General features: G+C 71.7%; 19 protein-coding genes. 8 read left to right on the top strand and 11 right to left on the bottom strand.

All coding sequences use genetic code 11. The features are described from left to right. Positions 1–43: 43 nt before the first annotated feature. Complete coding sequence (locus ACNYC2_RS05130) at positions 44–1855, top strand: cholesterol oxidase substrate-binding domain-containing protein (RefSeq protein WP_419705984.1); 1812 nt, start codon at positions 44–46, stop codon at positions 1853–1855. On the opposite strand, the gene pntB is transcribed toward ACNYC2_RS05130, so the two are convergent. The 3 genes from pntB to ACNYC2_RS05115 form a co-directional block, all read right to left on the bottom strand. Continuing rightward, entirely contained in the window at positions 1833–3296 is a 1464-nt protein-coding gene (gene pntB / locus ACNYC2_RS05125) for a Re/Si-specific NAD(P)(+) transhydrogenase subunit beta (RefSeq protein WP_419705983.1), read from the bottom strand. The genes ACNYC2_RS05130 and pntB overlap by 23 nt on opposite strands. Continuing rightward, complete coding sequence (locus tag ACNYC2_RS05120; RefSeq protein WP_419707779.1) at positions 3293–4981, bottom strand: Re/Si-specific NAD(P)(+) transhydrogenase subunit alpha; 1689 nt, start codon at positions 4979–4981, stop codon at positions 3293–3295. Before ACNYC2_RS05120 ends, pntB begins: the two co-directional genes overlap by 4 nt. Positions 4982–5115: 134 nt before the next feature. Next, on the bottom strand, positions 5116–6393 hold the full coding sequence (locus ACNYC2_RS05115; protein WP_419705982.1) for a cytochrome P450: 1278 nt from the start codon (positions 6391–6393) through the stop codon (positions 5116–5118). 322 nt (positions 6394–6715) lie between these two features. On the opposite strand from ACNYC2_RS05115, the gene ACNYC2_RS05110 reads away from it, so the two are divergent. Continuing rightward, positions 6716–7477 (top strand): IclR family transcriptional regulator, encoded by a 762-nt coding sequence (locus tag ACNYC2_RS05110; RefSeq protein WP_419705981.1) that lies wholly within the window; start codon positions 6716–6718, stop codon positions 7475–7477. A gap of 72 nt (positions 7478–7549) precedes the next feature. Here ACNYC2_RS05110 and ACNYC2_RS05105 read toward each other — a convergent pair whose 3' ends face one another. Then, entirely contained in the window at positions 7550–8479 is a 930-nt protein-coding gene (locus tag ACNYC2_RS05105) for a diacylglycerol kinase family protein (protein WP_419705980.1), read from the bottom strand. 9 nt (positions 8480–8488) lie between these two features. Then, positions 8489–10138: an FAD-binding oxidoreductase gene (locus ACNYC2_RS05100; protein WP_419705979.1), complete on the bottom strand. Its 1650-nt coding sequence runs from the start codon at positions 10136–10138 to the stop codon at positions 8489–8491. Between the two features lie 93 nt (positions 10139–10231). Between ACNYC2_RS05100 and ACNYC2_RS05095 the strand changes: the two genes are divergently transcribed. Together ACNYC2_RS05095 and ACNYC2_RS05090 are read left to right on the top strand one after the other, a co-directional pair. After that, positions 10232–10822, top strand: coding sequence for a TetR/AcrR family transcriptional regulator (locus ACNYC2_RS05095; protein WP_419705978.1), 591 nt, complete (start codon positions 10232–10234; stop codon positions 10820–10822). Positions 10823–10866: 44 nt separating this feature from the next. Continuing rightward, the gene (locus ACNYC2_RS05090) at positions 10867–12462 is read left to right on the top strand and encodes a glycerol-3-phosphate dehydrogenase/oxidase (RefSeq protein WP_419705977.1); all 1596 of its coding nucleotides are present in this window, start codon (positions 10867–10869) and stop codon (positions 12460–12462) included. Positions 12463–12706: 244 nt separating this feature from the next. Here the strand turns inward: ACNYC2_RS05090 and ACNYC2_RS05085 are convergent, their stop codons facing one another. The 3 genes from ACNYC2_RS05085 to ACNYC2_RS05075 form a co-directional block, all read right to left on the bottom strand. Continuing rightward, positions 12707–13447, bottom strand: a complete 741-nt coding sequence (locus ACNYC2_RS05085; protein WP_419705976.1) for a phosphatase PAP2 family protein — start codon at positions 13445–13447, stop codon at positions 12707–12709. Between the two features lie 117 nt (positions 13448–13564). Continuing rightward, positions 13565–16009 (bottom strand): glycosyl hydrolase family 95 catalytic domain-containing protein, encoded by a 2445-nt coding sequence (locus ACNYC2_RS05080; RefSeq protein ID WP_419705975.1) that lies wholly within the window; start codon positions 16007–16009, stop codon positions 13565–13567. A gap of 78 nt (positions 16010–16087) precedes the next feature. Next, positions 16088–17152, bottom strand: coding sequence for a LacI family DNA-binding transcriptional regulator (locus tag ACNYC2_RS05075; protein WP_419705974.1), 1065 nt, complete (start codon positions 17150–17152; stop codon positions 16088–16090). A gap of 148 nt (positions 17153–17300) precedes the next feature. Between ACNYC2_RS05075 and ACNYC2_RS05070 the strand changes: the two genes are divergently transcribed. From ACNYC2_RS05070 to ACNYC2_RS05055, 4 genes are all read left to right on the top strand, one after another. After that, positions 17301–18179 (top strand): carbohydrate ABC transporter permease, encoded by an 879-nt coding sequence (locus tag ACNYC2_RS05070; protein ID WP_419707778.1) that lies wholly within the window; start codon positions 17301–17303, stop codon positions 18177–18179. A 3-nt stretch (positions 18180–18182) separates the two neighbouring features. Next, the gene (locus ACNYC2_RS05065; RefSeq protein WP_419705973.1) at positions 18183–19112 is read left to right on the top strand and encodes a carbohydrate ABC transporter permease; all 930 of its coding nucleotides are present in this window, start codon (positions 18183–18185) and stop codon (positions 19110–19112) included. Between the two features lie 86 nt (positions 19113–19198). Then, positions 19199–20542 carry an ABC transporter substrate-binding protein gene (locus tag ACNYC2_RS05060; RefSeq protein WP_419705972.1) on the top strand — a complete coding sequence of 448 codons (1344 nt, stop codon included), beginning with the start codon at positions 19199–19201 and terminating at the stop codon, positions 20540–20542. Positions 20543–20672: 130 nt separating this feature from the next. After that, the gene (locus tag ACNYC2_RS05055; RefSeq protein WP_419705971.1) at positions 20673–22460 is read left to right on the top strand and encodes a glycoside hydrolase family 35 protein; all 1788 of its coding nucleotides are present in this window, start codon (positions 20673–20675) and stop codon (positions 22458–22460) included. 87 nt (positions 22461–22547) lie between these two features. Here ACNYC2_RS05055 and ACNYC2_RS05050 read toward each other — a convergent pair whose 3' ends face one another. From ACNYC2_RS05050 to ACNYC2_RS05040, 3 genes are read right to left on the bottom strand one after another with little or no spacing between them, the layout of a single operon-like run. Further along, complete coding sequence (locus tag ACNYC2_RS05050) at positions 22548–23468, bottom strand: carbohydrate ABC transporter permease (RefSeq protein ID WP_419707777.1); 921 nt, start codon at positions 23466–23468, stop codon at positions 22548–22550. 11 nt (positions 23469–23479) lie between these two features. Next, positions 23480–24466, bottom strand: coding sequence for an ABC transporter permease (locus ACNYC2_RS05045; protein ID WP_419707776.1), 987 nt, complete (start codon positions 24464–24466; stop codon positions 23480–23482). Next, positions 24463–26142 carry an extracellular solute-binding protein gene (locus ACNYC2_RS05040; RefSeq protein WP_419705970.1) on the bottom strand — a complete coding sequence of 560 codons (1680 nt, stop codon included), beginning with the start codon at positions 26140–26142 and terminating at the stop codon, positions 24463–24465. The genes ACNYC2_RS05045 and ACNYC2_RS05040 overlap by 4 nt, the downstream gene beginning before the upstream one ends. Between the last annotated feature and the right edge of the window lie 142 nt (positions 26143–26284).

Below are 26284 nucleotides of genomic sequence, written 5' to 3'. Positions count from 1 at the left end.
GCGAACCCTGGTGCTGCACGCCAGGCAATCGTACATTTACGCCATGTCGGATCAGTTGGAACACCTCCCCGGTCCTGCACTTCCCGCCGAACCCTCCGGAACCGGCGGGCTCTCCCGCCGTGGCGTCCTGCGCGCGGCAGCCGCCGGAGCGCTGAGCATCCCGTTCGCGGCCGCGCTCGCGTCCCAGGGCACCGCCGTCACCATCCCCGCCGCCACCGCCGCCGGTGTGCCGAGCGCCGCGCCCGAGCTTCCGGCCGGGCTCATGCCCTACCGCTCCCCGTACATCAACTGGGCCGGCGAGATCACCCACGGCGGGCTGTGGGCCTGCGCGCCCCGCACCGGACAGGACCTCGCCCGCCTCGCCAACTGGGCACGCGCCAACGGCTGGCGGCTCCGCGCCCGGGGCAAGTCGCACACCTGGTCACCGCTGACCATCACCCAGGCCACCGAGCCGGACGCGCCGATCCTGCTGCTGGACACCACCGTGCACCTGACGCACATGGAGCTCACGGCCCCGCCCGCCGGTGCTCCCGGCGCCGTCCGGGCGCAGCCGGGCGTGACCATCGAGACGCTGATGGCCTTCCTCGCCGACCACGGGCTGGGGGTCACCAACACTCCCGCACCGGGTGAGCTGACCCTCGGCGGCACGCTCGCCATCGACGCCCACGGCACCAGCGTCCCGGCCGACGGCGAGACCGCCCGCCCCGGCCACACCTACGGCAGCCTCAGCAACCTCGTCCTGTCCCTCACCGCCGTCGTCTGGGACGCCGACGTGGACGCCTACGTGGTCAGGACGTTCCACCGCGGGACCGACGAGGAGTGCGAGGCGCTGGCCACCCACCTCGGGCGCGGCCTCGTCGCCGAGGTGGTGCTCCAGGCCGGCGAGGAGGTCCCGCTGCGCTGCCAGAGCCGCGTCGACCTGAGCGCCGACGAGCTGTTCGCCGCCCCGGGCAGTGCGCTCGCCGCGCGGGGCAACACCTTCGCCGACTTCATGGCCGGGTCCGGGCGGGTGGAGACGATCTGGTTCGCCTTCACGGACAAGCCCTGGCTCAAGGTGTGGAGCCTCAGCCCCCAGCGCCCCCTCACGTCCAGGCGGGTGCACGCCCCGTACAACTACCCGTTCAGCGACGTGATCCCGACCCCGGTGTCCCGCCTGGTGGGGCTCATCGTCGGCGGCTCATGGCACCTCGCACCCGTGCTCGGCGCCACGCAGTACACGGTGGCGGCGACCGGGCTGACCGCGACCCTCGCGACGGACCTCTGGGGTCCCGCCTACATGCTCCAGTTCTACCTACGCCCCACCACGCTGCGCGAGACCGCCAACGGGTACGGGATCCTCACCAGCCGCGCCGACGTCCAGCGCGTCGTCTCCGAGTTCGCCGCCTACTACAAGCAGCGGCTGGCGGCCTGGGCCGCCGAGGGCAGGTTCCCGGTCAACGGGCAGGTGGAGATCCGGGTCAGCGGCCTCGACCAGCCCGGCGACTCCGCGGCGCCGGGCGCCCGCCCGCCGCTGCTGTCCGTCGTCCGCCCGCACCCCGACCACCCCGAGTTCGACTGCGCGGTGTGGGTGGACGTGCTGACCCAGCCCACCTCGCCCGGGGCCCACGAGTTCTACCGGGAGCTCGAACAGTTCCTGATGAGCACCTTCGACGGCGGCTACGCGCTCGCGCGCGTCGAGTGGTCGAAGGGCTGGGCCTACACGGATACCGCGGCCTGGGCCGACGACGACGTCATCGAGTCGGCGATACCCGCCTCGTACGGCGCCGGGCAGTGGTCGGACGCCGTCGCCGTCCTCGACCGGCTCGATCCGCACGGGGTGTTCGGCAACGAGTTCACGGACCGGCTGGTGCGCTGAGCGCCTGGACGATCAGCTCCACCTGGTCCTTCGCGTCCCCGAAGAGCATCGCGGTGTTCTCCCGGAAGAACAGCGGGTTCTGCACGCCGGCGTACCCCGTCGCCATGGACCGCTTGAACACGACCACCTCGCGCGCCCGCCACACCTCGAGCACCGGCATGCCCGCGATGGGCGACGCCGGGTCGTCCTGCGCGGCCGGGTTCACCGTGTCGTTGGCGCCGATCACCAGCACGACGTCGGTCCTCGGGAAGTCGTCGTTGATCTCGTCCATGCCGAGCACCTGGTCGTAGGGCACCTTCGCCTCGGCCAGGAGCACGTTCATGTGGCCGGGCAGCCGGCCGGCCACCGGGTGGATGCCGAACCGCACGGTGACGCCGCGCGCGGCGAGGCGGGCCACCAGGTCGGCGACCGGGTACTGCGCCTTGGCGACCGCCATGCCGTAGCCCGGCACGACGATCACCGAGCGGGCGGCGGTCAGGCGGTCGGCGACCTCGAGCGCCGTCGTCTCGCGGTAGGAACCCGGTTCGACGGCGCCGCCCTCGACGACGGCGCCCGGCTCGGCGCCGAACCCGCCGAGGATCACGCTGACGAACGACCGGTTCATCGCCCGGCACATCAGGTAGCTGAGGATCGCACCCGACGAGCCGACGAGCGCACCCGTGATGATGAGCAGGTCGTTGCCGAGCATGAACCCGGCAGCGGCGGCGGCCCACCCGGAGTAGGAGTTCAGCATCGAGACGACGACGGGCATGTCGCCCCCGCCGATCGCCGCCACCAGGTGCCAGCCCAGTGCCAGCGCCACCACGGTCATGAGCAGCAGCGGAACCAGGCCCGCGCCGCCCGCTGTGCTGTCCTCTGTGCTGCCCTCCGTGCTGCCCGCTGCGAGGAACCACCAGAGCAGCGCCCCGCACGCGACGACGGCGGCCAGGTTGAGCCAGTTGCGGCCGGGCAGCATCAGCGGCGACGACCGCAGGCGCGCCGACAGCTTCCCGAACGCCACCACGGAGCCGGTGAACGTCACCGCCCCGATCAGCACGCCGAGGAACACCTCGACGTGGTGCACGGTGGTGCCCGCGCCGGTCGTGCGGGGCTCGGTCAGGTAGGACCCGTAGCCGACGAGCACCGCCGCGGCGCCTACGAAGGAGTGCAGCAGCGCGATGAGCTCGGGCATCTGCGTCATCTCGACGGTCCGCGCCCGCCAGGTGCCGACGGCCGCGCCCACGAGGAGCACGAGGAGGATCAGTCCGGCGGTCACGCCGACGGGCCGTTCGGACCGGTCCAGCGCGAGCGCCACCGTCGCCACCAGGGCGAGCCCCATGCCAGCCATCCCGAGCAGGACGCCGCGCCGCGCGGTCTCCTGCTTAGACAGGCCGGCCAGGGACAGCACGAACAGCACCGCCGCCACGAGGTACACGGCCTGGACCGCTGACTCGACGGTCATCGCCTGCTCCCCTCGCCGGCCCCGGTGTCAGAAGCACGGGTCACCGGAGTGACCTGTGCTTCTGACACGTCGGCCGGGCCTCGGTGGAACATCCCGAGCATGCGGTGGGTCACGAGGAACCCGCCGAAGATGTTGATGCTCGCGACGGCCGACGCGAGCACGGCCAGCGTCGTCACGACAGGGTTCGACGAGCCGATCTGCAGCATCCCGCCGACGAGGATGATCCCGGAGATGGCGTTGGTCTGGGACATGAGCGGGGTGTGCAGGGCATGGCTGACGTGCGAGATCACGTAGAACCCGACCACGACGGCGAGCGCCAGCACCGTGAAGTGCGCCGCCTGGTCGGCGGGTGACGCCGCCACGGCGAGGGCGGCGAGCGTCGCGGCGAGGCCGATCAGCACCGCCCGCACGGCGGGGTGAGCCGGCTTCCCCGTTGGTCGAGCGTGTCGAGACCCGCCGCCCCCCGTCGGTCGAGCTCGTCGAGACCCTGAGGTCTCGGCAGGCTCGACCCGCGAAGGCCCGCCCGGCGCCGACACGGCAACCGGCGGGGGCGGCCACAGCACCTCGCCACCAGCGGCCACGGTCATGCCGCGCACGACGACGTCCTCCGGGTCGAGCGCGAGGCGGCCGTCCCGCCCGGGCGTGCCGAGCTGGACCAGGTTGGCGACCGCCGTGCCGAGCAGCTCGGAGGTGTGCCGGGGCATGCGGTCGGGCAGGTCGGTCCAGCCGAGGATCACCACGCCGTTGTCGCTGACCACCCGCTTGCCGGGGACCGTCAGCTCGCAGTTGCCGCCGCCCGGCGCCGCGAGGTCGACGATCACGCTGCCCGGGCGCATGCTCGCGACCATCTCGGCGGTGACGGTCGTGGGGGCGGTGCCGCGCACGAGCGCCGTCGTGATGACGATGTCCGCGGCGGCCGTCTCGACGGCGTAGGCGCGCTGCGCCGCCGCCTCCTGGTCGGCGGTGAGCGACGAGGCGTATCCGTCGGTGCTGACCTGCTGCGCGGCGTCGTCGGCCCGGACGACGGTCGCGCCCATGGACTCGATCTGCTCGACGACCTCTGGCCGCACGTCGAAGGCGCGCACCTGTGCGCCGAGGCTGCCTGCCGCGCCGATGGCCGCGAGCCCGGCCACGCCCGCGCCGATGACGAAGACGTTCGCCGGCGGCGTGGTGCCCGCCGCGGTGACCTGGCCGGAGAACATGCCGCCGAACTCGGCGGCGGCCTCGACCACCGCCCGGTACCCCGCGACGTTGGACAGCGCGCTGAGCACGTCGAGCGACTGCGCCCGGGAGATGCGCGGCACGGCGTCCAGGGCGAGCGCCGTGACCCCGCGGTTGGCGAGCGCGCGCACCAGGTCGGGACGGGCGGCGGGGGCGATCTGGGCGATCAGCACCGCGCCGATCCTGAGCCCGTCGGGGCCTCGCGCGCCGGGCCGGAGCCCGGCGGGTCCGGGTGTGGCCAACGCGTCCGGCGCCCGCGTGATCGCCACGACGTCGGACGCCCACGCCTCGGCGTCGGACACGACCGCGGCACCCGCCGCCTCGTACGCCGCGTCGGGGAAGCCCGCGCCTGCTCCGGCGCCCGCCGAGACCGCCACGTCGTAACCGAGAGCGACCAGCCGGGCGGTCGTCGTCGGGGTGGCGGGCACGAGCGGCCCGCCGTCGTCCGGGATACCGATGCGCATGTGACCCTCCTCGCTCACGTGCGCAACCTACCGCCTACCGCCGACACACCCGCTCACCGCCGGACACCTTCACCCGGCACCGTGCGGCGCGGCGTCGCCGCGCGGTCAGCACCGGTCCGGGCGCTCCCCGGCGGTCATGCCGAGTCCACCGGCGGCTGGAACGTGACCGGGAGGCTCACCGGCTGGCGGATCCACAGGGTCTGGTCCCAGGCGACGTCGGCGGCGGGGATCCGCAGGACGACGTCGAGCCTGCGCAGGATCGTCTCGACGGCGATCCGGGCGACGACGCGCGCCGTGCGGGGCGCGGGGCAGGCGTGCGGGCCCGTCCCGAACGACACGTGGGCGCGGCTGCCGACATGGTCCCAGGGGTCCCCCGTGTCCATCCGCGGATCCGTGTTGGCGGCATAGATCGCGAGGACGAGCGGGTCGCCGGCCGCGATGAGCTTGCCGTCCAGCACCACGTCCTGCCTGGCGAAACGGGGCAGGGTGTTGATGGTCGGCGTGGAGCGCCACAGCACCTCGTCCATGGCGTTGTCCAGGTCGATGCGGCCCCCGTGCAACCGGCCGGAGAACCGGGAGTCGGCGAGGGCCAGCAGCAGGGTCTGCGCCACCCACGCCGTCAGGGTCAGGTTGCCCGCGAAGGCGACGTTCAGCAGGGTGTGCGCCACCTCGACGTCCTGCCGCATGTTGGGGTGCGCCACGAGGGAGCTGGCGAGGTCCCGCTGGGGAAGCCTGCGGCGGGCTGCGACGAGGTCGCCGAGCATCCGGTCGACCTCGGCCACCGCGGCGGCGGCATCGGTCCCGCCGCCGGCGACCCGGCGCGTCAGGTCGAACAGGCGCTGCCCGTCCTCCGGGTCGAACCCGATCATGTCGGAGACGACGAGGAACGGGATCACCGACGCGTACTCGAGCATCAGGTCCGCGCGGCCACGGTCCTCGAAGCGGTCGATGAGCAGGTTGCACAGGGAGCGCGTCTTCGAGGCGGTGATGCCCTCCGAGAGCTGCTCGAACGCGTCGTCGAGGGGTTCGCGCAGCCGCTGCCGCAGCGCACCGTCGGTGTGGTTCGCGGCGAAGCGCTGGTGCGACGTGAGGATCGGGCGCAGGCCCGACGTCGCGGGGAGGCCACCGCGCGCGTGCCCGTTCCAGGTCTGCGGGTCGGTCGCGAAGACGTGCTCGTTGCGCATGACGTCGTAGACGAGCCGCTGCCCCATGACGAGCCAGGCGGGTACGCCGGGCTCCAGCTCGACGGGAGCGACCTCGCCCCACTCGCGCTCCAGCTCGTCGTAGAACACCCGCGGTTCCGGCATGCCCGACGCGTGGACCAGGGGCTTCAGGTTCGAGATCTCCCCGAGCCGGACGGGCTCGGTGCCTCGCCATGGACGGTCCTGCGTGCTGCGTATGTCATCGAGCAACGGTGCCGGCCCTCTCGTGGTGGGACCCAAGGTGGGAAGCTGACCCGAGCCGCCGGGCCGAAGATCCGAGGGTACTTGCCGGATATCATCCAATTCAGGTAAATTCATGGATTCGCCGTATCTGTGCAGTCGTCGTTGATCGCCCAGGGTGATCCCGCCCGTGTTCCCACCATGCATCGTGACCTCGGCCACGCCCGTGGCTACGATGTCTGCGAGGGCACACACACTGTTGCACCCTCGATCCACCCTGTCGAGACCCATCCGGACGGGATCAGCAGTCGAACCGACCGTCGGCATCCCCACCGACGAGCAAGGGGGGCACGTGGCACTCGACGCCGACCGGGAACGCCCGGACGACCTGGTACAGAGCGTGGCGCGTGCGTTCCGCGTCCTGGAGGTCGTCACCCGCACTCCGGGCCTGCCGGTCAAGGCGATCGCACGCCGCAGCGGGCTCAACCTCTCGACCACGTACCACCTGGTGCGCACGCTCGCGTACAAGGGCTACGTCACCCGTCTCAAGGACGGCACCTACGACGTCGGCGACCAGGTGAGCCAGCGGTTCTACGAGCAGCTCGGCTCGCTCGGCCGCGGGCCCGGAACCCGTGAGGTGCTGCGTCACCTCGCCCAGACCACCGGCTACAGCGCGTACCTCGGGCGTATCAGCGCCGGCCGGGTGGTCGTCGTCGACTACTCGGAGGCCCCCGGTTCCCCGTACCTCGAGGACCTGGAGCGCGGGCTCGACGTGTCCGCGCACGCCACCGCGCTCGGCAAGGCCCTGCTGCTCGGCATCTCCCGCCGCGAGCGCTACGACCTGGTGCTCGAGGCCGGGATGCGCAAGTTCACCGCGCGTACCGCCGGCGACATCACGGCGCTCGACGCACAGCTCGCGCGCATGCGGCCGGACAACGTCGTCGAGGAGCACGGCGAGTTCCGCGACGACATCACGTGCGCCGCGCACCTCGTCCCCCGCCGAGCCGGCGACGACGTCACCTGGGCCGTCGGGCTCAGCATCCCCGGCGAGGCGGTGCCCCCGCAGGCCCGCCGCGAGCTGAGCCTGGTAGCGGGAGACCTAGCGGCGGTCTGACCCCCGCTCACCCTCCGTCGAGTGCGTGATATTCGCCCTCTCGACGGCCGTCCGAGGGCGAATATCACGCACTCAACGGGGCGGGTGGGTGGGGACGCACAAGGTGAGGGAGTCGGGGTTTGTTGACAGCGTGAGCGGGAGACTGCCCGCCGGCTCGCCGTCCGCGTAGGCGACCAGGCCCGCCGGGGACTCCAGGCGGATCACCGGCGCGCGCAGCGTGGTGACGTCGGGCCGCCCGACGTGCTTGCCCGCCTTGATCAGGGCGTCGAACGCGAGCACCTTGAACCGGCCGACGGCGTGCACCAGGGTCACGTCCAGCAGCCCGTCCGCCGGGTCGGCGCCGGGGCAGATCGGCACGCCGCCGCCGTAGTACCGGGTCAGGCCGATCGCGAGCATGTACCCGTCCTGCTCGAGCGCCGGTGCGCCCGCCGGGCGCAGCCGGTAGGCGAACCTCCGCAGCCGCAACCACTCCAGGTAGACGGCGACCTTGTAGCGCGCCGGGCCCGTCGGCCAGGTCATGCGGTTGGTGCGCTCGTTGGTCAGCGAGTCCAGCCCCGCGCACAGCACGGTGACGAAGTGCCGCACCGTGCCGTCGTCGGCCGTGACGGTGCCCGTGTCGACGCTGCGCCGGGCGCCGTCGAGCGCGAGGTCGGCGGCGGCCGCGGCGTCGTCGAGCGGGATGCCGTGCTCGCGCGCGAGGTCGTTGCCCGTGCCGCCGGGGATCACCGCCAGCGGGACGCCGGACCCCAGCACGGGCGCCAGCACCGACGAGACGGTGCCGTCGCCGCCGGCCACCACCAGCACGTCGGGGCCGTCGTCGACCGCCCGCCTGCCGAGCGCGGCCGTCTCCTCCTCGCTGGCCCCCTGATAGACCCGGACGTCGGCACCGCGGGCCCGCAGCCGCTCGATCGCGACCTGCCCGCTGTCGGCGCCGACGCCGTGCCCCGAGACGGGGTTCACGAGCACCGCGATGTGCCCGGCCCTGCTGACCTGCTCAGTCATGGCCGAAACCTACCGGAGCCGGCGATCGACGAGGGCTCCAGGGTTCATGATCCCGGCGGGGTCGAGCTCCGCCTGCACCGCGCGGAGCATGCGGAGTCCCGCCGAGCCGATCTCGTGCTCCAGCCACGGCGCGTGGTCCGCGCCGATGCCGTGGTGGTGGCTGATCGTGCCGCCCGCCGCCATGATCGCGTCGTTCACCCGCGACTTCACCCGCTCCCACCCCTCGAGCGGCTCAATGCCGAGCCCGGCGATGACCGTGAAGTAGAGCGAGGCGCCCGTCGGGTACACGTGGGAGATGTGGCAGAGGATGCGGTTCCGCGCCCGCTCCCCCGCGAACCCGTCGGCGAGCGCGGCGGTGACCGCCGCCTTGAGGGTGTGCAGGTTCGACCACGTGGTGGCCGTCTCCAGCGTCTCGCAGAACACGCCGTGGGCCAGCAGCGCGTCGCGGAGGTAGGGCGCCTTGAACCGGCCGTGGTCCCAGGACGCGGCGAGCCTGGGATCGGCGAGCTCACCGCCCGCGGCCCGCAGCACCCGCGCGGTCGCCTCGCGGCGGTCCGCCGCCAGCTCGGCCGGCCCCTCGTGCAGGACGACGGCGGTGCAGCCCTTGGCCAGCGCCTTCCCGATGCTGCCGACCTGGGCCAGGGACACCGCGGTCTCGTCCTCGTCGGACAGCCGGATCACCGTGGGCCCGGTACCGAGCTGCGCGACGCCGCGCAGCGCGTCCGCACCGGCGGCGAAGCCGCCGAAGGTCCAGGCGTCGAACAGTCGCGCCTCGGGCGTCGGGTGGACGCGGAGCCGCACCTGGGTGATCACACCGAAGGTCCCCTCGGAGCCGAGGAACCACCGCATCAGGTCGGGACCGGCCGCCGAGCCCGGCGCCCTGCCCAGGTCGAGCGTGCCCGTCGGCGTGACCACCCGTAGCCCGGTGACCATCGCGTCGAACCGTCCGTAGCCCGCGGAGTTCTGCCCGGAGGACCGCATGGCGGCGAACCCGCCGAGCGTCGCGAACTCGAAGCTCTGCGGAAAGTGGCCGAGCTCGAAGCCGCGCTCCGCCAGAAAGGTCTCGGCGACGGGCGCCGTCGTCCCGGCCAGGAAGGTCGCCTCGTGCGCGACCTCGTCGAAGGCCACCAGTCCCGAGAGCCTGTGCAGGTCGAGGCTGACCACGCCCCGGTGCGGCCCGGCGTGGGGCGTCAGACCGCCCGTGACCGCCGTGCCGCCGCCGAACGGCACCACCGCGAGGCCCCGCTCGCCCGCGACGGCCAGCACCGCCGCCACCTCGTCCTCGGTCGCGGGCAGCACGACGGCGCCCGGCGCCACCTGCACTGCCTGCCGGCGCCGGAGCAGGTCGGGCGTGGACTTGCCGCCCGCGTGCAGCAGCCGTACGTCGTGGCCGGCGTCGACGTGGTCGTCGCCGACCGTCTTGGCCAGCGCCGCCAGGTCGTCGTCGGCCAGGGGCGGGGTGCTGATCGTGACCTCGGCGAGGCGCGGCGCGGGCGGCGCCTTCGGCAGGCGCCCGAGCACCGCGGCGAGCAGCAGCTTCACGCCGTTCGGGAGCGCGCGCGCACGGGCCGGGTCGCCCCAGCCGTCCCAGCGCATGTAGGCGCGCTCGTGGTCCGGGCTCTCACGGCCCGGCGGCGTGCTGTCCGGCTGCGTGCTCACGCGTCCTCCGTGTGGTGTTGCAGTCATGTGCTGCGGCCATGTGGTGCGGCGGTCTGGCCCACCATCCTGACGCGCGTTACAGTTTGACACAAGATGACAATTCGTAACGATGATCCGGACGGCGGAACCGACCGCACCGAAGAGCGCCTGCTGCACCACGCGGCCGAGCTGGTCGCGACCCGCGGTATGCGCGGCCTGTCGATCACCGAGCTCGCCCGGGCCGCCGGCGTCTCGCGGCCTACGGTCTACCGCCGCTGGGAGTCCGCCGACGAGGTCCTGCGCGCCCTCATCGCCCACCGCATGCAGCTCGTGATCAACGAGGTAGGCCCGCAGGCTGCCGACCGCGCGGCGATCGTCGGCAAGGTGGTGCGGTTCGGGGACCTGTTCCATGCGGACGCCCTCTTCGGGCCTCTCCTGAGCAACGAGCCAGAGGTCTTCACCCGCTACGCGTTCCAGCGGATCGGCCGGTCGCAGCGCGTGGTCCTCGAATGGCTCGCCGCGGCCATCGCGGCCGCTCAGCAGGGCGGCACGGTCCGGGCCGGGTCGGCGACGGACCTGGCGGTGATGGTCCTGCTCGTCTCCCAGTCCGTGGTGCTCTCGCACAAGACGGTCAGCACGGTGATCGACGACGACGCCCTGCGCACCGAGCTCGCGCACGCCCTCGACGGGTACCTCCGTCCCTGACCCGGACGCCGGGCACGCGGCGTCCCCGACCGGAAGCAGGACCGATGCAGAGCACCGCCCTCACCGCCCGGCGCCGCCGGCGCGAGCTGGACGAGCTCGCTGGCGAGACCGTCGACCTGCTCGTCGTCGGGGGCGGAGTGACGGGCACAGGGGTGGCGCTGGACGCCGCGGCGCGCGGCCTGTCGGTGGCCCTCGTCGAGGCGCGCGACCTCGCCTGGGGCACCTCCCGGTGGAGCTCGAAGCTGGCGCACGGCGGGCTGCGGTACCTGGCCACCGGCGACGTCGGCGTGGCTCGCGAGAGCGCGCGCGAACGGCACGTGCTCATGACCCGCACCGCGCCGCACCTGGTGCGGGCGCTGCCGCAGGTGCTCCCGCTGACCCCCGGCACGGGGCGCCGGCGCGGCCTCACCGTCGGCATCGGGTTCGGCCTCGGCGACCTGCTGCGCCGCGACGCCGGGACGTCGTCCCTCGTGCTGCCCGGGCCGCGCCTCGCCCGGCCCGGCGAGGTCGCCCGGCTGGTGCCCGCCATCGCGCGCGAGCGCCTGCACGGCGCGTGGATAGCGCACGACGGTCAGCTGGTCGACGACGCCCGGCTCGTCGTCGCCCTCGCCCGCACCGCGGCGGGGCGCGGGGCGAAGATCCTGACGCGGGTGCGCGCCACCGAGCTGCGCGCGGACGGTGCGACGCTCGAGGACACCCTCACCGGCGCGACCCTCACCGTGCGGGCCCGCGTGGTGGTGAACGCGACGGGCGTCTGGGCCGGCACTGTCGACCCGTCGGTGCGGCTCCGGCCGAGCCGCGGCACGCACGTGGTCGTCCCCGCTGCCCGGCTCGGCAGCCCGACGGGCGCCCTCATGGTGCCGGTGCCCGGCTCCGGCTCGCGGTACGTGTTCGCACTGCCCGCCCAGCTCGGACGGGTGGTCATCGGCCTCACCGACGAGGAGGCGCCCGGCCCGGTCCCGGACGTCCCGGTGGCCACGCAGGCCGAGATCGACTTCCTGCTGGAGACGGTGTCCGCCGTCCTGGCCCGCCCCCTGCTGCCCGACGACGTGGTGGGCACCTTCGCGGGGCTGCGGCCCCTCGTCGACACGGCCGGGTCGGGCGACGGCCCCTCCGCCGACGTCTCGCGCAAGCACCTCGTGGAGGTGTCGCCGTCGACCGGCGCCGTGAACGTGCTGGGCGGCAAGCTCACCACCTACCGCACGATGGCCGAGGACGCGGTGGACCTGGCGGTCAAGCACGCCGGACTCACCGCAGGGCCGTGCTGGACGACGGCGCTGCCGCTGGTGGGTGCGCCGTCTCTGGCGGGGCCGGGGTCGGGGGTCTCGACAGGCTCGACCAGCGGGGCTGGTGGCGGGCTGCCCGAGTCCCTCGTCGCTCGGTACGGCACCGAGGCCGCGGAGGTGCTGGCAGCGGCTGTGCTGCCGGGTTCGGCGTCCGCCGTCGGACTGGGCATCACCGGTGCCGAGCACCTGGACATCACCCGTGCCGAGATCGAGTGGGCGGTGACGCACGAGGGTGCGCTGGACGCCGACGACGTGCTGGACCGGCGCACGCGCATCGGGCTCGTCCCCGCGGACCGCGCGGCGGTGCGCGACGTCGTCGAGGAGCTCGTCGCAGACTCTCTGGCGCGGCTCTGATCCGCGAGCATCACGGCCTCACGCCGACCTGACGCCCCGCAGCCACGGAGGCGACCCCAGGGGCAAGGACTACTCGATGAGGAGGTGCCAGGTCTGCTGAAGAACGTTCACCTCAGCCTCGCCCAATTCAGCCCTGCCGAATAGTTCAGGTGAGCCGGAATAGGCCAGCCGCAGCCGAACGCAGTTCAGCGCACCCGGCACCCGCCGAACTGGTACACCTTGCGCCGAGGGCCACCTGGCACGACTAGCTCGGCGGCGCGGGTATGCGTTCTCTTCGGCGGCGCGGGGCGCGGAGCACCGACAGCGACACCATGCAGGCGATGAACCCGAGCAGCCACCCGCCGGGGATGTCGCTCAGCCAGTGGTAGTCGAGCCACGACATGAGGCCTCCGGCGATCGCGACGATGACGCCGATCACGGGGATCATCCTGCGCAGCCTGCTGACGCTCGGCCTGAGCCCGCCGTGGGCGTACAGCAGGCAGAGGATGAAGAAGCCGGTGAAGAACGTGTTCGACGCGTGCCCGGACGGGAACGCCTGGCCGCCGGCGTGCAGCACGTCCATGTTGTGGTGCGGGCCGGTGCGGCCCAGGCCGAACTTGGTGCCGTAGCCGATCAGCGCGATGGTCACGAGGCCCGCCAGCACAGCGAGCACCGGGCGCCGGGTGGCGAGCTTCCAGAACGAGCCGGGGCCACCCTGCTTCCAGGCGACGTAGAACGCGGTGCCGCCCACCATGGGGATGGTGAAGAGGCGGTCGCCGGTGATGTTCGCGACGACGTCGAGGAAGATCTTCTCCCAGCCGGTGGGATGGTGCGCGTCCACGTAGTAGTGGAACTGCCAGTCCCAGGCGATGAACGGGCCGCGGACGACCACCTGCCAGATGAGGAAGGCGAAGACCACCGCTCCGATGCCTGCCGCGACCATCGAGCTGCGCCAGGTGGGAAGGGTCGACGGGTCGAGCGGAGCCTCGGTTGACGGTGACTCCACGCGCGTTCCACCCCTGCCTTCTGATTGCGCCATCGTGCCGATCCTACGGGTTTCAGGGTGAATGTTCGGTGCCAGGCAGGTGTCCAGCAGGCGCTGTGAGTAACGATCCCGGCACGTTCACGCCTGCCCCTGGATGACCGTATACCGCTCGCCCGCTGTGGCGTCCCAGGCCAGGCGCATACGGCCGGACGGCGCGGGCCCGACGGGGAGCGTCGCGACAGGTGCCCCCGACGCGTCCCGGACCCCGACGGACGTGCCCAGCGTCACGTCAAGGATCACCCGGTGGCCGCCCGCCGTGACCGTCGCGCCGGTCAGCGCGCCGTCGCGCCAGGCGACGTCGACCACGTGCCCGCCGCGGCAGCGCAGCCCGCGCGCCTGGCCCGCGGACCAGGACGGCGGCAGCGTCGGGAGCAGGCTCACGGCGTCGTCGTGCCCCTGGACCACGAGCTCGGCCATGCCCGCCGTGCCGCCGAGGTTGCCGTCGATCTGGAACACCCAGCCCTCGGGCAGCCACTCGGCCGGGTGCAGGTCCAGCAGCGACGCCGAGCTGAGGTCCTCGATGAGGATGGCGAGCGACCGCTCCGCGAGCGCCGGGTCCCGCAGGCGTGCGGCGAGGCACAGGATCCAGGCCTGGCTCCAGCCCGTGTAGCCCGACCCCTGGTCGAGCCGGAGCGTCAGAGCCATGCGCGCGGCCTCGAAGTGCTCGGGGGTGCGGGTCTCGGTGATGCGGGTGCCGGGGTACAGGCCGTACAGGTGCGACAGGTGGCGGTGGCCCGGCTCGCCCGGTATCCGCTCCGTCATGTACTCGAGGAGGTCCCCGCCCGGGCCCACCTGGACGGGTCGCAGCCGGTCCAGGGCGTCGCGTGCCCGGGCGGGGAGGTCGTCGTCGGAGGGCCGGCCGGGCCCCGTGGATGCGCCGTGCTCGGCGAGGGCGAGGTATCGGCCGAGCACCTCGGCGGCGAGCTCCTGGTCCATGGCGCAGCCCGCGTCGACCGCGTACTCCTGCCCGCCGACGACGAACGTGTGCTCCGGGGACGACGACGGGCTCACGACAAGAGCGCCCTCGCCGTCGCGCTGTCCTGAGCCTGTCGAAGGGTCGACCAGCATGTCGAGCGTGTGCTCGACGGCCGCCCGGTGCACCGGGAGAGCCGCCGCGACGTCGGCCTCCGGGTGCGACCCCGCGGCGAAGTCCAGGTGGTCCCCCAGGTGCGCGGCGAGCCAGGGCAGCGCGGACGGCCAGCTCGACCACTTGGGCTCGCCGGCAACGGGCGCGGTGAACTGCCACAGGTCGGTGTTGTGGTGCACCGCCGCCCCGCGGGTGCCGTAGAAGTCGCGCGCGGTGCGCCGCCCGGCGTCGGCGAGGTCCGTGACCAGGCCGAACAGGGGTTCCGCGAGGTCGGCCAGGCCCGTGGGCTCGGCGGGCCAGTAGGCCATGGGCAGGTTGACGTTGGTGGTCCAGTCGCAGCTCCAGGGCGGCGTCGGGTCGGCGTTCCAGATGCCCTGCAGGTTCAGCGGCTGCGTGCCCGGCCGGGAGCCCGCGATCATCAGGTATCGCCCCAGGTGGAAGTACCGCTCGGCGGCTGCGGCGGCCGGGTCGCCCGAGGCCGAGAGGTCGAGGTCCACCCGGTCGTAGTAGGACCGGTGGTCGAGCTCGTGCTCGGCACGCAGGTCGGCGGTGGTGCGCCGGCGCGCCGCCTCGACGCGGGCACCGGCCAGGGCGGCCAGCGAGCCGACGTCGGCGCTCGGCCGCTCCGCCGGCCCCCGGAAGCCGGACTCCGCGGCGACGATCAGTCGGGCGCCGTCGGCGGTCTGCTCGACGCAGGCCACGAGGGCGAACCCCATCCCTGCGGGCACCGTCCCCGCGGCGTCCGGGGTGTCGCCGGCGTACCGCACCACCTCGTCGGGCCCGGGGGTCACGAGCTCGGGCACCCGGCCGGTCACGACGGTCCACGCCGCGCCGTCCCGCACCTCCCGCTGAACGACAAAGGGATGCTCGACCTCGACCTGGACCGTTGAGTGCTGGCTATTCGCCCCCTCAAGGGCCTCTTCAGGGGCGAATGTCCCGCACTCAACGGCGGTGGCGACCAGGACCGCGGACGGGGCCGAGACGAAGACGTCCAGGCCCGGCTGCGGGTCGGCGGCGTCAGGCGCCGTGTAGCGCATCGATGCGACGGCGCGGCGCAGGTCCAGGGTGCGCCGGTAGCCGGTGACGTGGTCCGGGACCGGGCCGTACGCCCAGGTCAGGCGGGCGAGCGGCTGGTACGACTGCACCCAGCGGTCCGAGAGGTTCGCGCGCGCCAGCCGGTCGGCCTCGGCGTGGTCCTCCGCCGCGATCGCCTCCCGCAGCAGGACGACGGTCTCAGGATCGGGCGGGTCGACGACGGCGGTGTCCGGCCCACCTGACCACAGGGTGTCGAGGTTGAGGTCGAACACCTCGGAGCCGACGCCGCCCCGCAGCGCCGCCCCGAGCGTGCCGTTGCCCACGAGAAAGCTGTCGATGAACGTGCCCGAGGGCTCGCCCAGCTCGATCAGGTGCCGCCCGACGGCGTCGTCGCTGCTCATGTCGGCAGATCATGCCAGGTGGATCGCGTGAGGTGGATCGTGCGGTGTCGCCCGTCCGTACGGACGACACCGCACGGCCTACGCCGGCGGGGGCGCCGTGCTCTGCCGGACCAGGAGCGACACGGGGACCACCTCATGCAGGTCCTCGGCGTCGGCGTCGTCCTCGATCTCCCCGGACCGCACCTGCTGCAGCAGCCGGGCCACGAGCCGCGTGCCGATCTCGTCGAAGTCCTGCGCCACCGTCGTCAGGGGCGGCCAGAGGTATCCGGCCAGCAGGACGTCGTCGAACCCGACCACCGAGACGTCGCCCGGCACGGCACGCCCGGCCTCGTGCAGCGCGCGGAGCAGGCCGGCGGCCATCTCGTCGTTCGCGCAGAACACCGCGGTGACCTGCGGGTCGGCGGCGAGCCGGCGTCCGGCGTCGTACCCGGAGGCCGCCGTCCAGTCGCCCTCCACGAGCTCGGGAACCGGGCTGCCCGCGGCCACCAGCGTGTCCCGCCAGGCCTCGGCACGAAGCTGGGCGGGTATCGAGTCCCCCGGCCCCGCGACGTGGTGCACGGTGCGGTGCCCCAGGTCCAGCAGGTGCTGCGTGGCGCTGCGGGCGCCGTCCCCCTGGTCCGCGCCGACGGCGGGGTGGTGTCCGACGAACCGCGAGTCCGACACCACCACGGGCAGCCGGGGCGGCAGCGCCAGCGAGTCCGGCGTGGCGGTCTCGGCCCGGATGATCACCAGGCCGTCGATGGCCTGGTGCGAGAGCCGGGTCGCCGCGGCGGAGACGACGTCGGACGACGGGCTCTCGACGTCGATCAGCGTCACCGTGTAGCCCTCCCGGCGCGCCGCCTCGACGACCGCCTCGACCGTCCGGGACTCACCGGTCCGGGCCAGCCGGTGGGCGATCACGCCGATCGTCCGGAAGCTGCCGTACCGCAGGGCACGCGCCGCGGTGTTGGGCGCGTAGCCGAGCTGCGCCATCGCCGCCAGCACCTTGTCACGCGTGACGGGGCGCACGTTGTCCAGACCCATCGACACGCGCGAAACGGTCTGCGTCGACACACCCGCCAGCGCGGCTACATCGGCCAGGGACGGACCTCTGCCCTCCACGGCATCCACCTCCTCGTGACGCGCCGGCGCACCGGCGCGCATTTGACACCTCGGTAACTCACGAGCACCCTAGTCCGGGTCACCATGTTTACGTCAACACGACGCCATGCTGACCCCACTCGTGAAGGAGCGACTTCTCTTGACCACGCTCGCATCGCCTCCGGCCGTGCCCAAGAACGTGCCCAGGACCATGGGACGGATGCGACACCGCAACCGCTGGACCGGCTGGGGCTTCGTCGGTCCGTTCATGATCGTGTTCGCCCTGGTGTTCCTGGCGCCGATCATCTACTCCCTGTACCTGAGCCTGTTCCAGACCAAGCTGGTGGGCGGCACCTCGTTCGTCGGGCTCGACAACTACGCCCGGGCGCTCGGTGACCCGCAGTTCTGGGACGGCGTCGGCCGCGTCACGCTGTTCCTCGCGGTCCAGGTCCCCGTGATGCTCGGCATCTCGCTGCTCGTCGCCCTCGCGATCGACAGCGGCCGCCTCTACGGGCGCGACTTCTTCCGGCTCACGATCTTCCTGCCGTACGCGGTGCCCGGCGTCGTCGCCGCACTCATGTGGGGCTTCATGTACGGCGACCGGTTCGGCCTGGTCGGCAACGTCAACGACCTGCTCGGCACCAGCATCCCGGACCCGCTCGCCTCCGTCCTGGTGCTCCCCGCGATCGGCAACATCGTGACCTGGGAGTTCGTCGGCTACAACATGCTGATCTTCTACTCGGCGCTGCGCGTCGTGCCGGCCTCCCTCTACGAGGCGGCGGAGATCGACGGCGCCGGGCCGTGGCGGGTGATCTCCGCGATCAAGCTCCCCGCGATCCGCGGCGCGCTCGTCGTGGCGACCATCTTCTCGATCATCGGCTCCTTCCAGCTCTTCAACGAGCCGAGCATCCTGCAGGCGCTGTCGCCCAACTACATCTCGACGCACTACACCCCCAACCTGTACGCCTACTCGCTGTCCTTCTCCGGCCAGCAGTACAACTACTCGGCCACGGTGGCGATCATCATGGGCGTGCTCACGATGCTCGTGGCCTACGTGGTGCAGCTGCGCGGCATGCGCAAGGAGGCCTGAGCCATGAGCACCAACACCCTGCTGACCGCGCCCACCGTGCGGAAGCCCCGGCCGCGCCCGCGCATCAGGAGCCGCCGCAGCTCGCACGCCCGGCCGACGCGCAGCATCCTGCTCACCGTGCTGACCGCGCTCGTCGGCATCTACGCCCTGATCCCGCTGGTGTGGCTGCTGATCAACGCGACCAAGACGCAGCCCGACCTGTTCAGCTCGTTCGGCCTGTGGTTCAGCAGCGACTTCGCGCTCTGGGACAACCTGGTCGGCGTCGTCACGTACGACGACGGCGTGTTCGGCCGCTGGTTCCTCAACACCCTGATGTACGTGGTGCTGGGCGCCGGCGGCGCGACCCTGCTGGCCCTGCTCGGCGGCTACGGCCTCGCCAAGTTCAACTTCCCGGGCAAGCGCGCGGTGTTCGCGACGGTGATCGGCGCCGTGGCCGTGCCGGGCACCGCCCTGGCCGTGCCCACGTTCCTCATGTTCGCGAACATGGGCCTGACCAACACGCCCTGGTCGGTGATCATCCCGTCGCTCATCTCGCCGTTCGGGCTCTACCTCATGTGGACGTTCGCCGCCGACGCGGTGCCGGACGAGATCATGGAGGCCGCCCGGATCGACGGCGCCAGCGAGGCCCGCACCTTCTTCCAGGTGGCCCTGCCGATGCTGGCCCCCGGCATCGTGACGGTGCTGCTGTTCACCGTCGTCGCGACCTGGAACAACTACTTCCTCCCGCTGATCATGCTGCGCAACCCGGACTGGTACCCCCTGACCCTGGGCCTGAACGCGTGGAACCAGCAGGCGACCACGGCGGGCGGCGAGGCCATCTTCAACCTCGTCATCGCCGGCTCGCTCCTCACGATCCTGCCGCTCATCGCGGTCTTCCTGCTCCTGCAGCGCTACTGGCAGTCGGGTCTCGCCGCCGGCAGCGTCAAGGAGTGAGCATCCCCCGCACGGCCATCCCGCACGGCCATCCCGCACGACCACAGAGACTCCGTTCGACTGACGATGATGTGAGAGGAACCACCATGACCATCCGCCACCACCGCGCAGTAGGTGCGCTCGCCGCCGCGAGCGCCCTGGCGCTCACCCTTACCGCGTGCGGGTCCGGGTCCGCCGGCGGCGACGCCCCCGCGGAGGAGGTGTCCGCTTCAGACATCTCCGCGGCGCTCGAGGAGGGCGGCGACCTGCTGGTCTGGGCATGGGAGCCCACGCTGGACAAGGTCGTCGAGGACTTCGAGGCCAAGTACCCCAACGTGAACGTCGAGATGGCGAACGTCGGCACCGGCAACGACCACTACGTCGCCCTGCAGAACGCGATCAGCGCCGGCTCGGGCGTCCCCGACGTCACGCAGATGGAGTACTACGCACTGCCGCAGTTCTCCATCGGCGAGTCGCTGGCCGACCTCGCGCCCTTCGGCGCGAGCGAGCTGGAGAGCTCCTACTCCCCCGGTCCGTGGGGCGCGGTGACCAGCGATGACGCCGTGTACGGCCTGCCGATGGACTCGGGCCCGATGGCGCTGTTCTACAACGCCAAGACGTTCGAGGCCGCCGGCGTCGAGGTGCCGGCCACGTGGGACGAGTTCGCCGACGCGGCGAAGAAGATCCACGACTACGACTCCAACACGTACATCACGTCGGACAGCGGCGACGCCGGTTTCGCGACGTCGATGATCTGGCAGGCCGGCGGTCACCCGTTCAAGGTGGACGGCACGAACGTCACGGTGAACCTTGCCGACGAGGGCTCGGCCAAGTGGGCCGAGACCTGGCAGGGCCTCATCGACGACGGCCTCCTCTCCGACGTCCCCGGCTGGTCCGACGAGTGGTTCCAGGGCCTGGGCAACGGCGAGATCGCCGCGCTCGTGACGGGCGCCTGGATGCCCGCGAACCTCGAGTCCGCCGCCGCCCCGGCGTCGGGTGACTGGCGCGTGGCCCCCATGCCGCAGTGGACCGCCGGTGAGACCGCGACCGCCGAGAACGGCGGCTCCGCGCTGTCGGTCACGGAGGCGAGCGAGAAGAAGGCGCTGGCCTACGGCTTCCTGGAGTACGCGAACGCCGGTGACGGTGTCGCCACGCGTCTCGAGGGCGGCAACTTCCCGGCCACGGTCGCGGACCTGAACGACCCGGAGTTCCTCGCCGTGGAGTCCGAGTACTTCGGCGGGCAGAAGATCAACGAGGTGCTCTCCGCCTCGGCCCAGGGCGTCGTGCCCGGCTGGCAGTACCTGCCGTACCAGGTCTACGCGAACAGCGTGTTCCCGGACACGGCCGGCCAGGCCTACACCGGCTCGACGTCGCTGGCCGACGGCCTGAACGCCTGGCAGAAGTCGATCGTCAGCTACGGCAACGAGCAGGGCTTCACGGTCAGCGAGTAGCTCTCCGGCTGAACCAGAACGCCGAAGTAGAGCGCCTGTCCCCCCTTTTCGATGAGGCTCGCCACGTGCGAGAACGGGACAGGCGCTCTACTTCGGCGAGCCGCCACATCACCCCCAGAGGAAATCGCATATGGCCATGTTCGAGATCGGACCCGAGGACTTCCTGCTCGACGGCGAGCGGATGCAGGTCGTCAGTGGCGCACTGCACTACTTCCGCGTCCACCCCGACCAGTGGGCCGACCGGATCCACAAGGCCCGGCTGATGGGCCTGAACACCATCGAGACGTACGTCCCCTGGAACTTCCACGCGCCGGTCCCCGGGGTCTTCGACCTGGACGGACGGCGCGACCTGGGCCGGTTCCTCGACCTGGTGGCCGCTGAGGGCCTGCACGCGATAGTGCGGCCGGGCCCCTACATCTGCGCGGAGTGGGACGGCGGCGGCCTGCCGGCCTGGCTGCTGGCGGACCCCGCCGTCGGTGTGCGCCGGCACGAGCCGGGCTTCCTCGACGCGATCGGCAAGTACTACGCCAGCCTGCTGCCGCTCGTCGCCGAGCGTCAGGTGACGCGCGGCGGACCGGTGCTCATGGTGCAGGTCGAGAACGAGTACGGCGCCTACGGCGACGACCCGCTCCCGGAACGACAGAAGTACCTGCGTGCCCTGGTGGACCTGGTGCGCGCGCAGGACATCGAGGTCCCGCTGTTCACCTGCGACCAGGCGAACGACGAGATGCTGCAGCGCGGCGGCCTGCCGGAGCTGCACAAGACCGCGACGTTCGGGTCGCGCACCACCGAGCGGTTCGAGGTGCTGCGCAGACACCAGCCCACCGGTCCGCTGATGTGCATGGAGTTCTGGAACGGCTGGTTCGACTCCTGGGGGCTGGAGCACCACCTGGCGCCCGCCGAGGCGAACGCCGCCGACCTGGACGACCTGCTCACGGCCGGCGGCTCCGTCAACCTGTACATGTTCCACGGCGGCACGAACTTCGGGCTCACCAGCGGCGCCAACGACAAGGGCATCTACCGGCCCATCGCGACGTCGTACGACTACGACGCGCCCCTCGCGGAGGACGGCACCCCCACCGCGAAGTACTGGGCGATGCGCGACGTGATCGCGCGGCACCTGCCCGTGGCGTCGGCCGAGGAGCTGGGCGAGCGTTCGGCGGCGCCCGTGCTCGACGTCGCGCTCACCGCGCACGTGACACTCCCCGACGTCCTGCCCGGTCTGCTCCGCGAGGAGCCGCACGCCTATCCGCACGTGCCGAGCACCGACGACCTGGAGCTGTGGTCGGGCTTCGCCCTCTACCGCACCGACCTCCGGGCCGACGACGCCGTGCTCAGCGTCGGCGAGATCCGCGACCGCGCGGTCGTGCTGGTCGACGGCGAGCAGGTGGGCGTGCTCGACCGCGGGTCGCACACGTTCGCCGTCGCGCTCCCGGCGCGCGCGGGCGAGCTCACGCTGCTGGTCGAGGACCAGGGGCGGGTCAACTACGGGCGACGGATCGGCGAGCCCAAGGGGATCATCGGGCCGGTACGCACCGCCGTGCGGATCGTGGACGAGTGGCAGGCTGCCGCGCTGCGCGTCGAGGACGCCCCGAAGCTGCTGCGGGCGGCCCTGGACGCTGCGGCCGGTGACGGGGCCGACGGCGCCGCGGTAGCGGGCCTGCACCGGGGTACGTTCGACTCGGTCGCCGGGGCGGACCACTTCCTGCGCCTCGACGGCTGGACCAAGGGTCTGGCGTGGGTCAACGGCGAGCTGCTCGGGCGCTACTGGAGCCTCGGCCCGACGCACACGCTGTACGTGCCGGGCCCGCTGGTGCGCGAGCAGGGCAACGAGCTGGTCCTCCTGGAGCTCCACGGCGCGGCAACGAGGCGCGCGTCATTCGTGGCCACCCCGGACCTGGGCGTCACGGAGCAGTAACCCGACGCCAAGTTCCGCGAAGTAGAGCGCTTGTCCGGTCTCCCCGCCAGGGAGACCCGGACAAGCGCTCTACTTCGCGGACCTTCCTCAGCCCTTGACCGAGCCGAGCATCACCCCCGAGACGAAGTACCGCTGCACGAACGGGTAGACGCACAGGATCGGGATGATCGTCAGGATCATCGTCACCGACTGGATGTTCGCGTTGATGGCCGCGGTCGTCGTACCCGCGGCCGCCGCCCCCTCCGACGCGGTGGTGGACGCGCCCGCGATGAGGTTGCGCAGGAAGAGCGTGACGGGGAAGAGCTCCTGCTTGTCGAGGTAGAGGAACGCCGCGAACCAGTCGTTCCAGTACGCGACCGAGTAGAACAGGACCATCGTCGCGATGACGGGCTTCGACAGCGGCAGGACGATCCGGCGGAAGATGCCGAACCAGCCCAGCCCGTCGATCTGCGCGGCCTCCTCGAGCTCCCGGGGCAGGCTCTCGAAGAAGGCCTTCATCACCAGCAGGTTGAACACCGAGATCGCCCCCGGCAGGATCACCGCCCACATGGTGTTCTTCATGCCGAGAGCGGAGATCAGCACGTAGTTCGGGACGATGCCGCCGTTGAAGAACATCGTGAAGACGGCGATCCCGATCAGCACGTTCCGGCCACGCAGGTGCGGCTTGGAGATCGCGTACGCGAACGTCGTCGTGAGGACCATCGCGATGGTGGTCCCGAGGAACGTGTACAGGACGGTGTTGCCGTACGCGTTCCAGAACGTCCCGTTCTGTGCGACGGCCCCGTAGGTGTCGAGGTTGAACCCGACCGGCCACACGCTGACCAGGCCGGCCTTGATCGCGCCGGGGCTGGAGAACGACTGGGCGAGCACGGTGACGAACGGGTAGAGCATCACCGCGCACACCAGCAGGAGCACCGCCGTGTTGATCGCCGTGAAGGCCCGGTAGCCCCTGGTGTCGCGCGGGCCGACCGATACCCCCGAGCGCGCCGAGACGGACCGCACGGTCATGGCGTTCTGCGTCACCACAGGCTTGCTCCCGTCAGTCGTCGCGAGATGAGGTTCGCCGACAGCACCATGACCAGCCCGATGCAGGCCTGGAAGAGCCCGATCGCCGCCGCGTAGCTGAGGTTGTTGGACACGAGCCCGACGCGGTACAGGTACGTCGAGATGACGTCGCCCGTGGAGTAGGTCAGCGGGCTGTAGAGCAGGAGGACCTTCTCGAACCCGACGTTGAGGAACGTCCCGATGTTGAGGATGAGCAGCGTGATCATCGTGGGCCGGATGCCGGGCAGGGTCACGTGCCACGTCTGCCGCCACCGGTTGGCGCCGTCGATCCGGGCCGCCTCGTAGAGCGAGGCGTCGACGGTCGTCAGCGCGGCGAGGTAGAGGATCGTCCCCCAGCCGAGGGTCTGCCACACCTCCGACCCGACGTAGATCACGCGGAACCACTCCGGACGCTGCAGGAACGGGATCGCCTCCCCGCCCACCGCCTCGGCGATCTGGTTGACGGTGCCCTGCAGCGACAGGAGCTGCATGACCATGCCGGCGACGATCACGACCGAGAGGAAGTGCGGCAGGTAGGAGATCGACTGGACCACCCGCTTGAACGCCTTCTTGCGCACCTCGTTGAGCAGCAGGGCCAGGATGATCGGCAGCGGGAAGCCGACGATCAGCGTGAGCGCCCCGATGGTGACGGTGTTGCCGAACACGTGCCAGAACATCGGGTCGTTGACGAACATCTCGATGTAGAGCAGCCCCACCCATTCCTCGCCGAAGATGCTCCCGCCCGGCCGGAACCGGCGGAACGCGATCACGTTCCCCAGCATCGGGCCGTAGCGGAAGATCAGGAGGAACACGACCGGCAGGAGTGCCATGAGGTACAGGACGCCGTCCCGCCGCCACACGACGCGCCACGGCACCTTGGACCCGTGGCCGCCCTGCCGGCCGTCGGCTCGCGGTCGGCCGACCGCGGGCCGACGGCCGACCACCGTCTCGGCGACCACTATCCGTTGCTCTCGGCGAAACGCTGGTGGGCACCGTTGATGAGGTCCAGGTACCCCTGCAGGTTCTGGCCCTCGAGCTCGGCGACGTACGCGTCCCACTCGCTGAGGTCGCGCTCACCGAGGATGAACTTCAGCGTGTTCGTGTTGACGGTGTCCGTGAGCGTCGTCGTCAGGAGCGAGGCCTGCTCGAGCTCCGCCTCGTTCAGCGGCGCGGGCGGGAACGGGTCGCGCGGGGTCCGCGTCGAGAGCACCGAGTCGATGTAGTCGACGAACTGCGGCGAGTTGTACGACTCCTTGAGGGCCCTGGACTCGGTGGAGCCCGCGAGCACCTCGTTGGAGAAGCCCAGGTCCTTCGCGATGTCCTTGCCCTCGCCGAAGTTGATGTTGAACGCGTCGAGCGAGTAGCCCGGCTCGAGCGTGAACTTCCCGTCGTCGGACTTGGTGTAGGTCTCGCCCTCGACGCCCCAGCGCAGCATCTCGCGGGCGTCGGGGTTGTAGTACAGCCAGTCCAGGAACTGCAGCATGGCGATGAAGTGCGGGTCGTCCTTGGCCTCGGCGTTGACCATGAAGCCGTTCCAGAAGTTGCGCGGCTCGACGACCTGGCCGGCCGGTCCGCCCGGCGGCGCGATCTGGACGACCTCGTGGTTGCCCTTGCCCGCGGTCTCGTCGAGCGCCGTCGAGAACTCCTGCACCGTGCCGTTCGCACCGGAGGCGGCGAAGACCTCGCCGGCGGCGAACTTCTCGGTGACGGTCCCGGCGCCGTCGTTGGTGGCGGTGAACGACTCGGGGTCCAGCAGACCGTCGTCCACCAGGCCGCGGAAGTACGTGACCATGTCCCGGTAGCCGTCCGACGTGCCGGCGTAGACGAACTCGCCGGACGCCTCGTCGAAGAACGTGCCGTCGCCGAAGCCCCAGCCGGCCCTGGTCCCGAAGGCGTGCGACGCGTAGTTGAGCATCGACGCGCCCTCGAAGCCGTCGGCCAGCGGGTAGCTGTCGGGGTACTTGGCCTTGATCTTCTCCAGTCCCGTACGGAGCTCGTCCCAGGTCTCCGGGATGGGCGCGCCGACCTCGTCGAACACGTCCTTGCGCACCAGGAGCGTGAAGACCGGGACAGAGACCTCCTGCAGGCCGGGCATCATGTAGTACTTGCCGTCCGCCTGGCGCAGGTTGTCGATCATCGGGCGCAGGTCCCACTCCTCCACGTACTTCTGGAAGTTGGGCATGTACTCCTCGTAGTCGCTGAGCGGCAGCACGGCGCCCGACGCCGCGAAGCTCTTCTCCTCGCCCGTGTAGACGAGCGGGATGATGTACGGCGCGTCACCGGCGCTGAGGAGGAGGCTGCGCTTCTCCGTCGCGTCGCTGAACGGGATGTTGGTCAGCTCGAGGGAGACGTTCGTCCGCTCCTCGATCTCGTCGAAGAACTGCCAGGAGTCCTTGACCGGGGACTCGGGCCAGTCCGTCCAGAGCATGGAGAAGTTCATCGGCTCGGTGGCCTTGAACTGCTGGTCGGCCGCGAAGGTCTCCATGGAGCCGGCGGTCTGCTCGAGGCCGTCGACCTCGCCGTCCCCGCCGCCGTCCGCGGTGCACGCCGCCAGGGCGACCAGCACCGTGGCGCCCAGGACCGCCGTCATGCGCCGGCCCACGCGGCGCGCTCGTCGGGATCTCGTGTCACGAGTCATGTCTCTCCTCATTGAGAACTGAGCCCGAGCGTCGTTACCCGGGCGTCGCCTGCGACGGTCACCCTCGACCGAAACCGTTTTCGACTGCCGAATTTTAGCGTTAAACTAGGCCAGAGCAGGGCGCCCGTCAACCCCCTGGTCC

The sequence above is a fragment of the Promicromonospora sp. NFX87 genome (genome assembly GCF_048564965.1).
In the GTDB taxonomy this organism is placed as follows: Bacteria; Actinomycetota; Actinomycetes; order Actinomycetales; family Cellulomonadaceae; genus Promicromonospora.
Note: the sequence above shows the minus strand (reverse complement) of the source record. Positions and strands in the feature narration are given on the sequence as shown.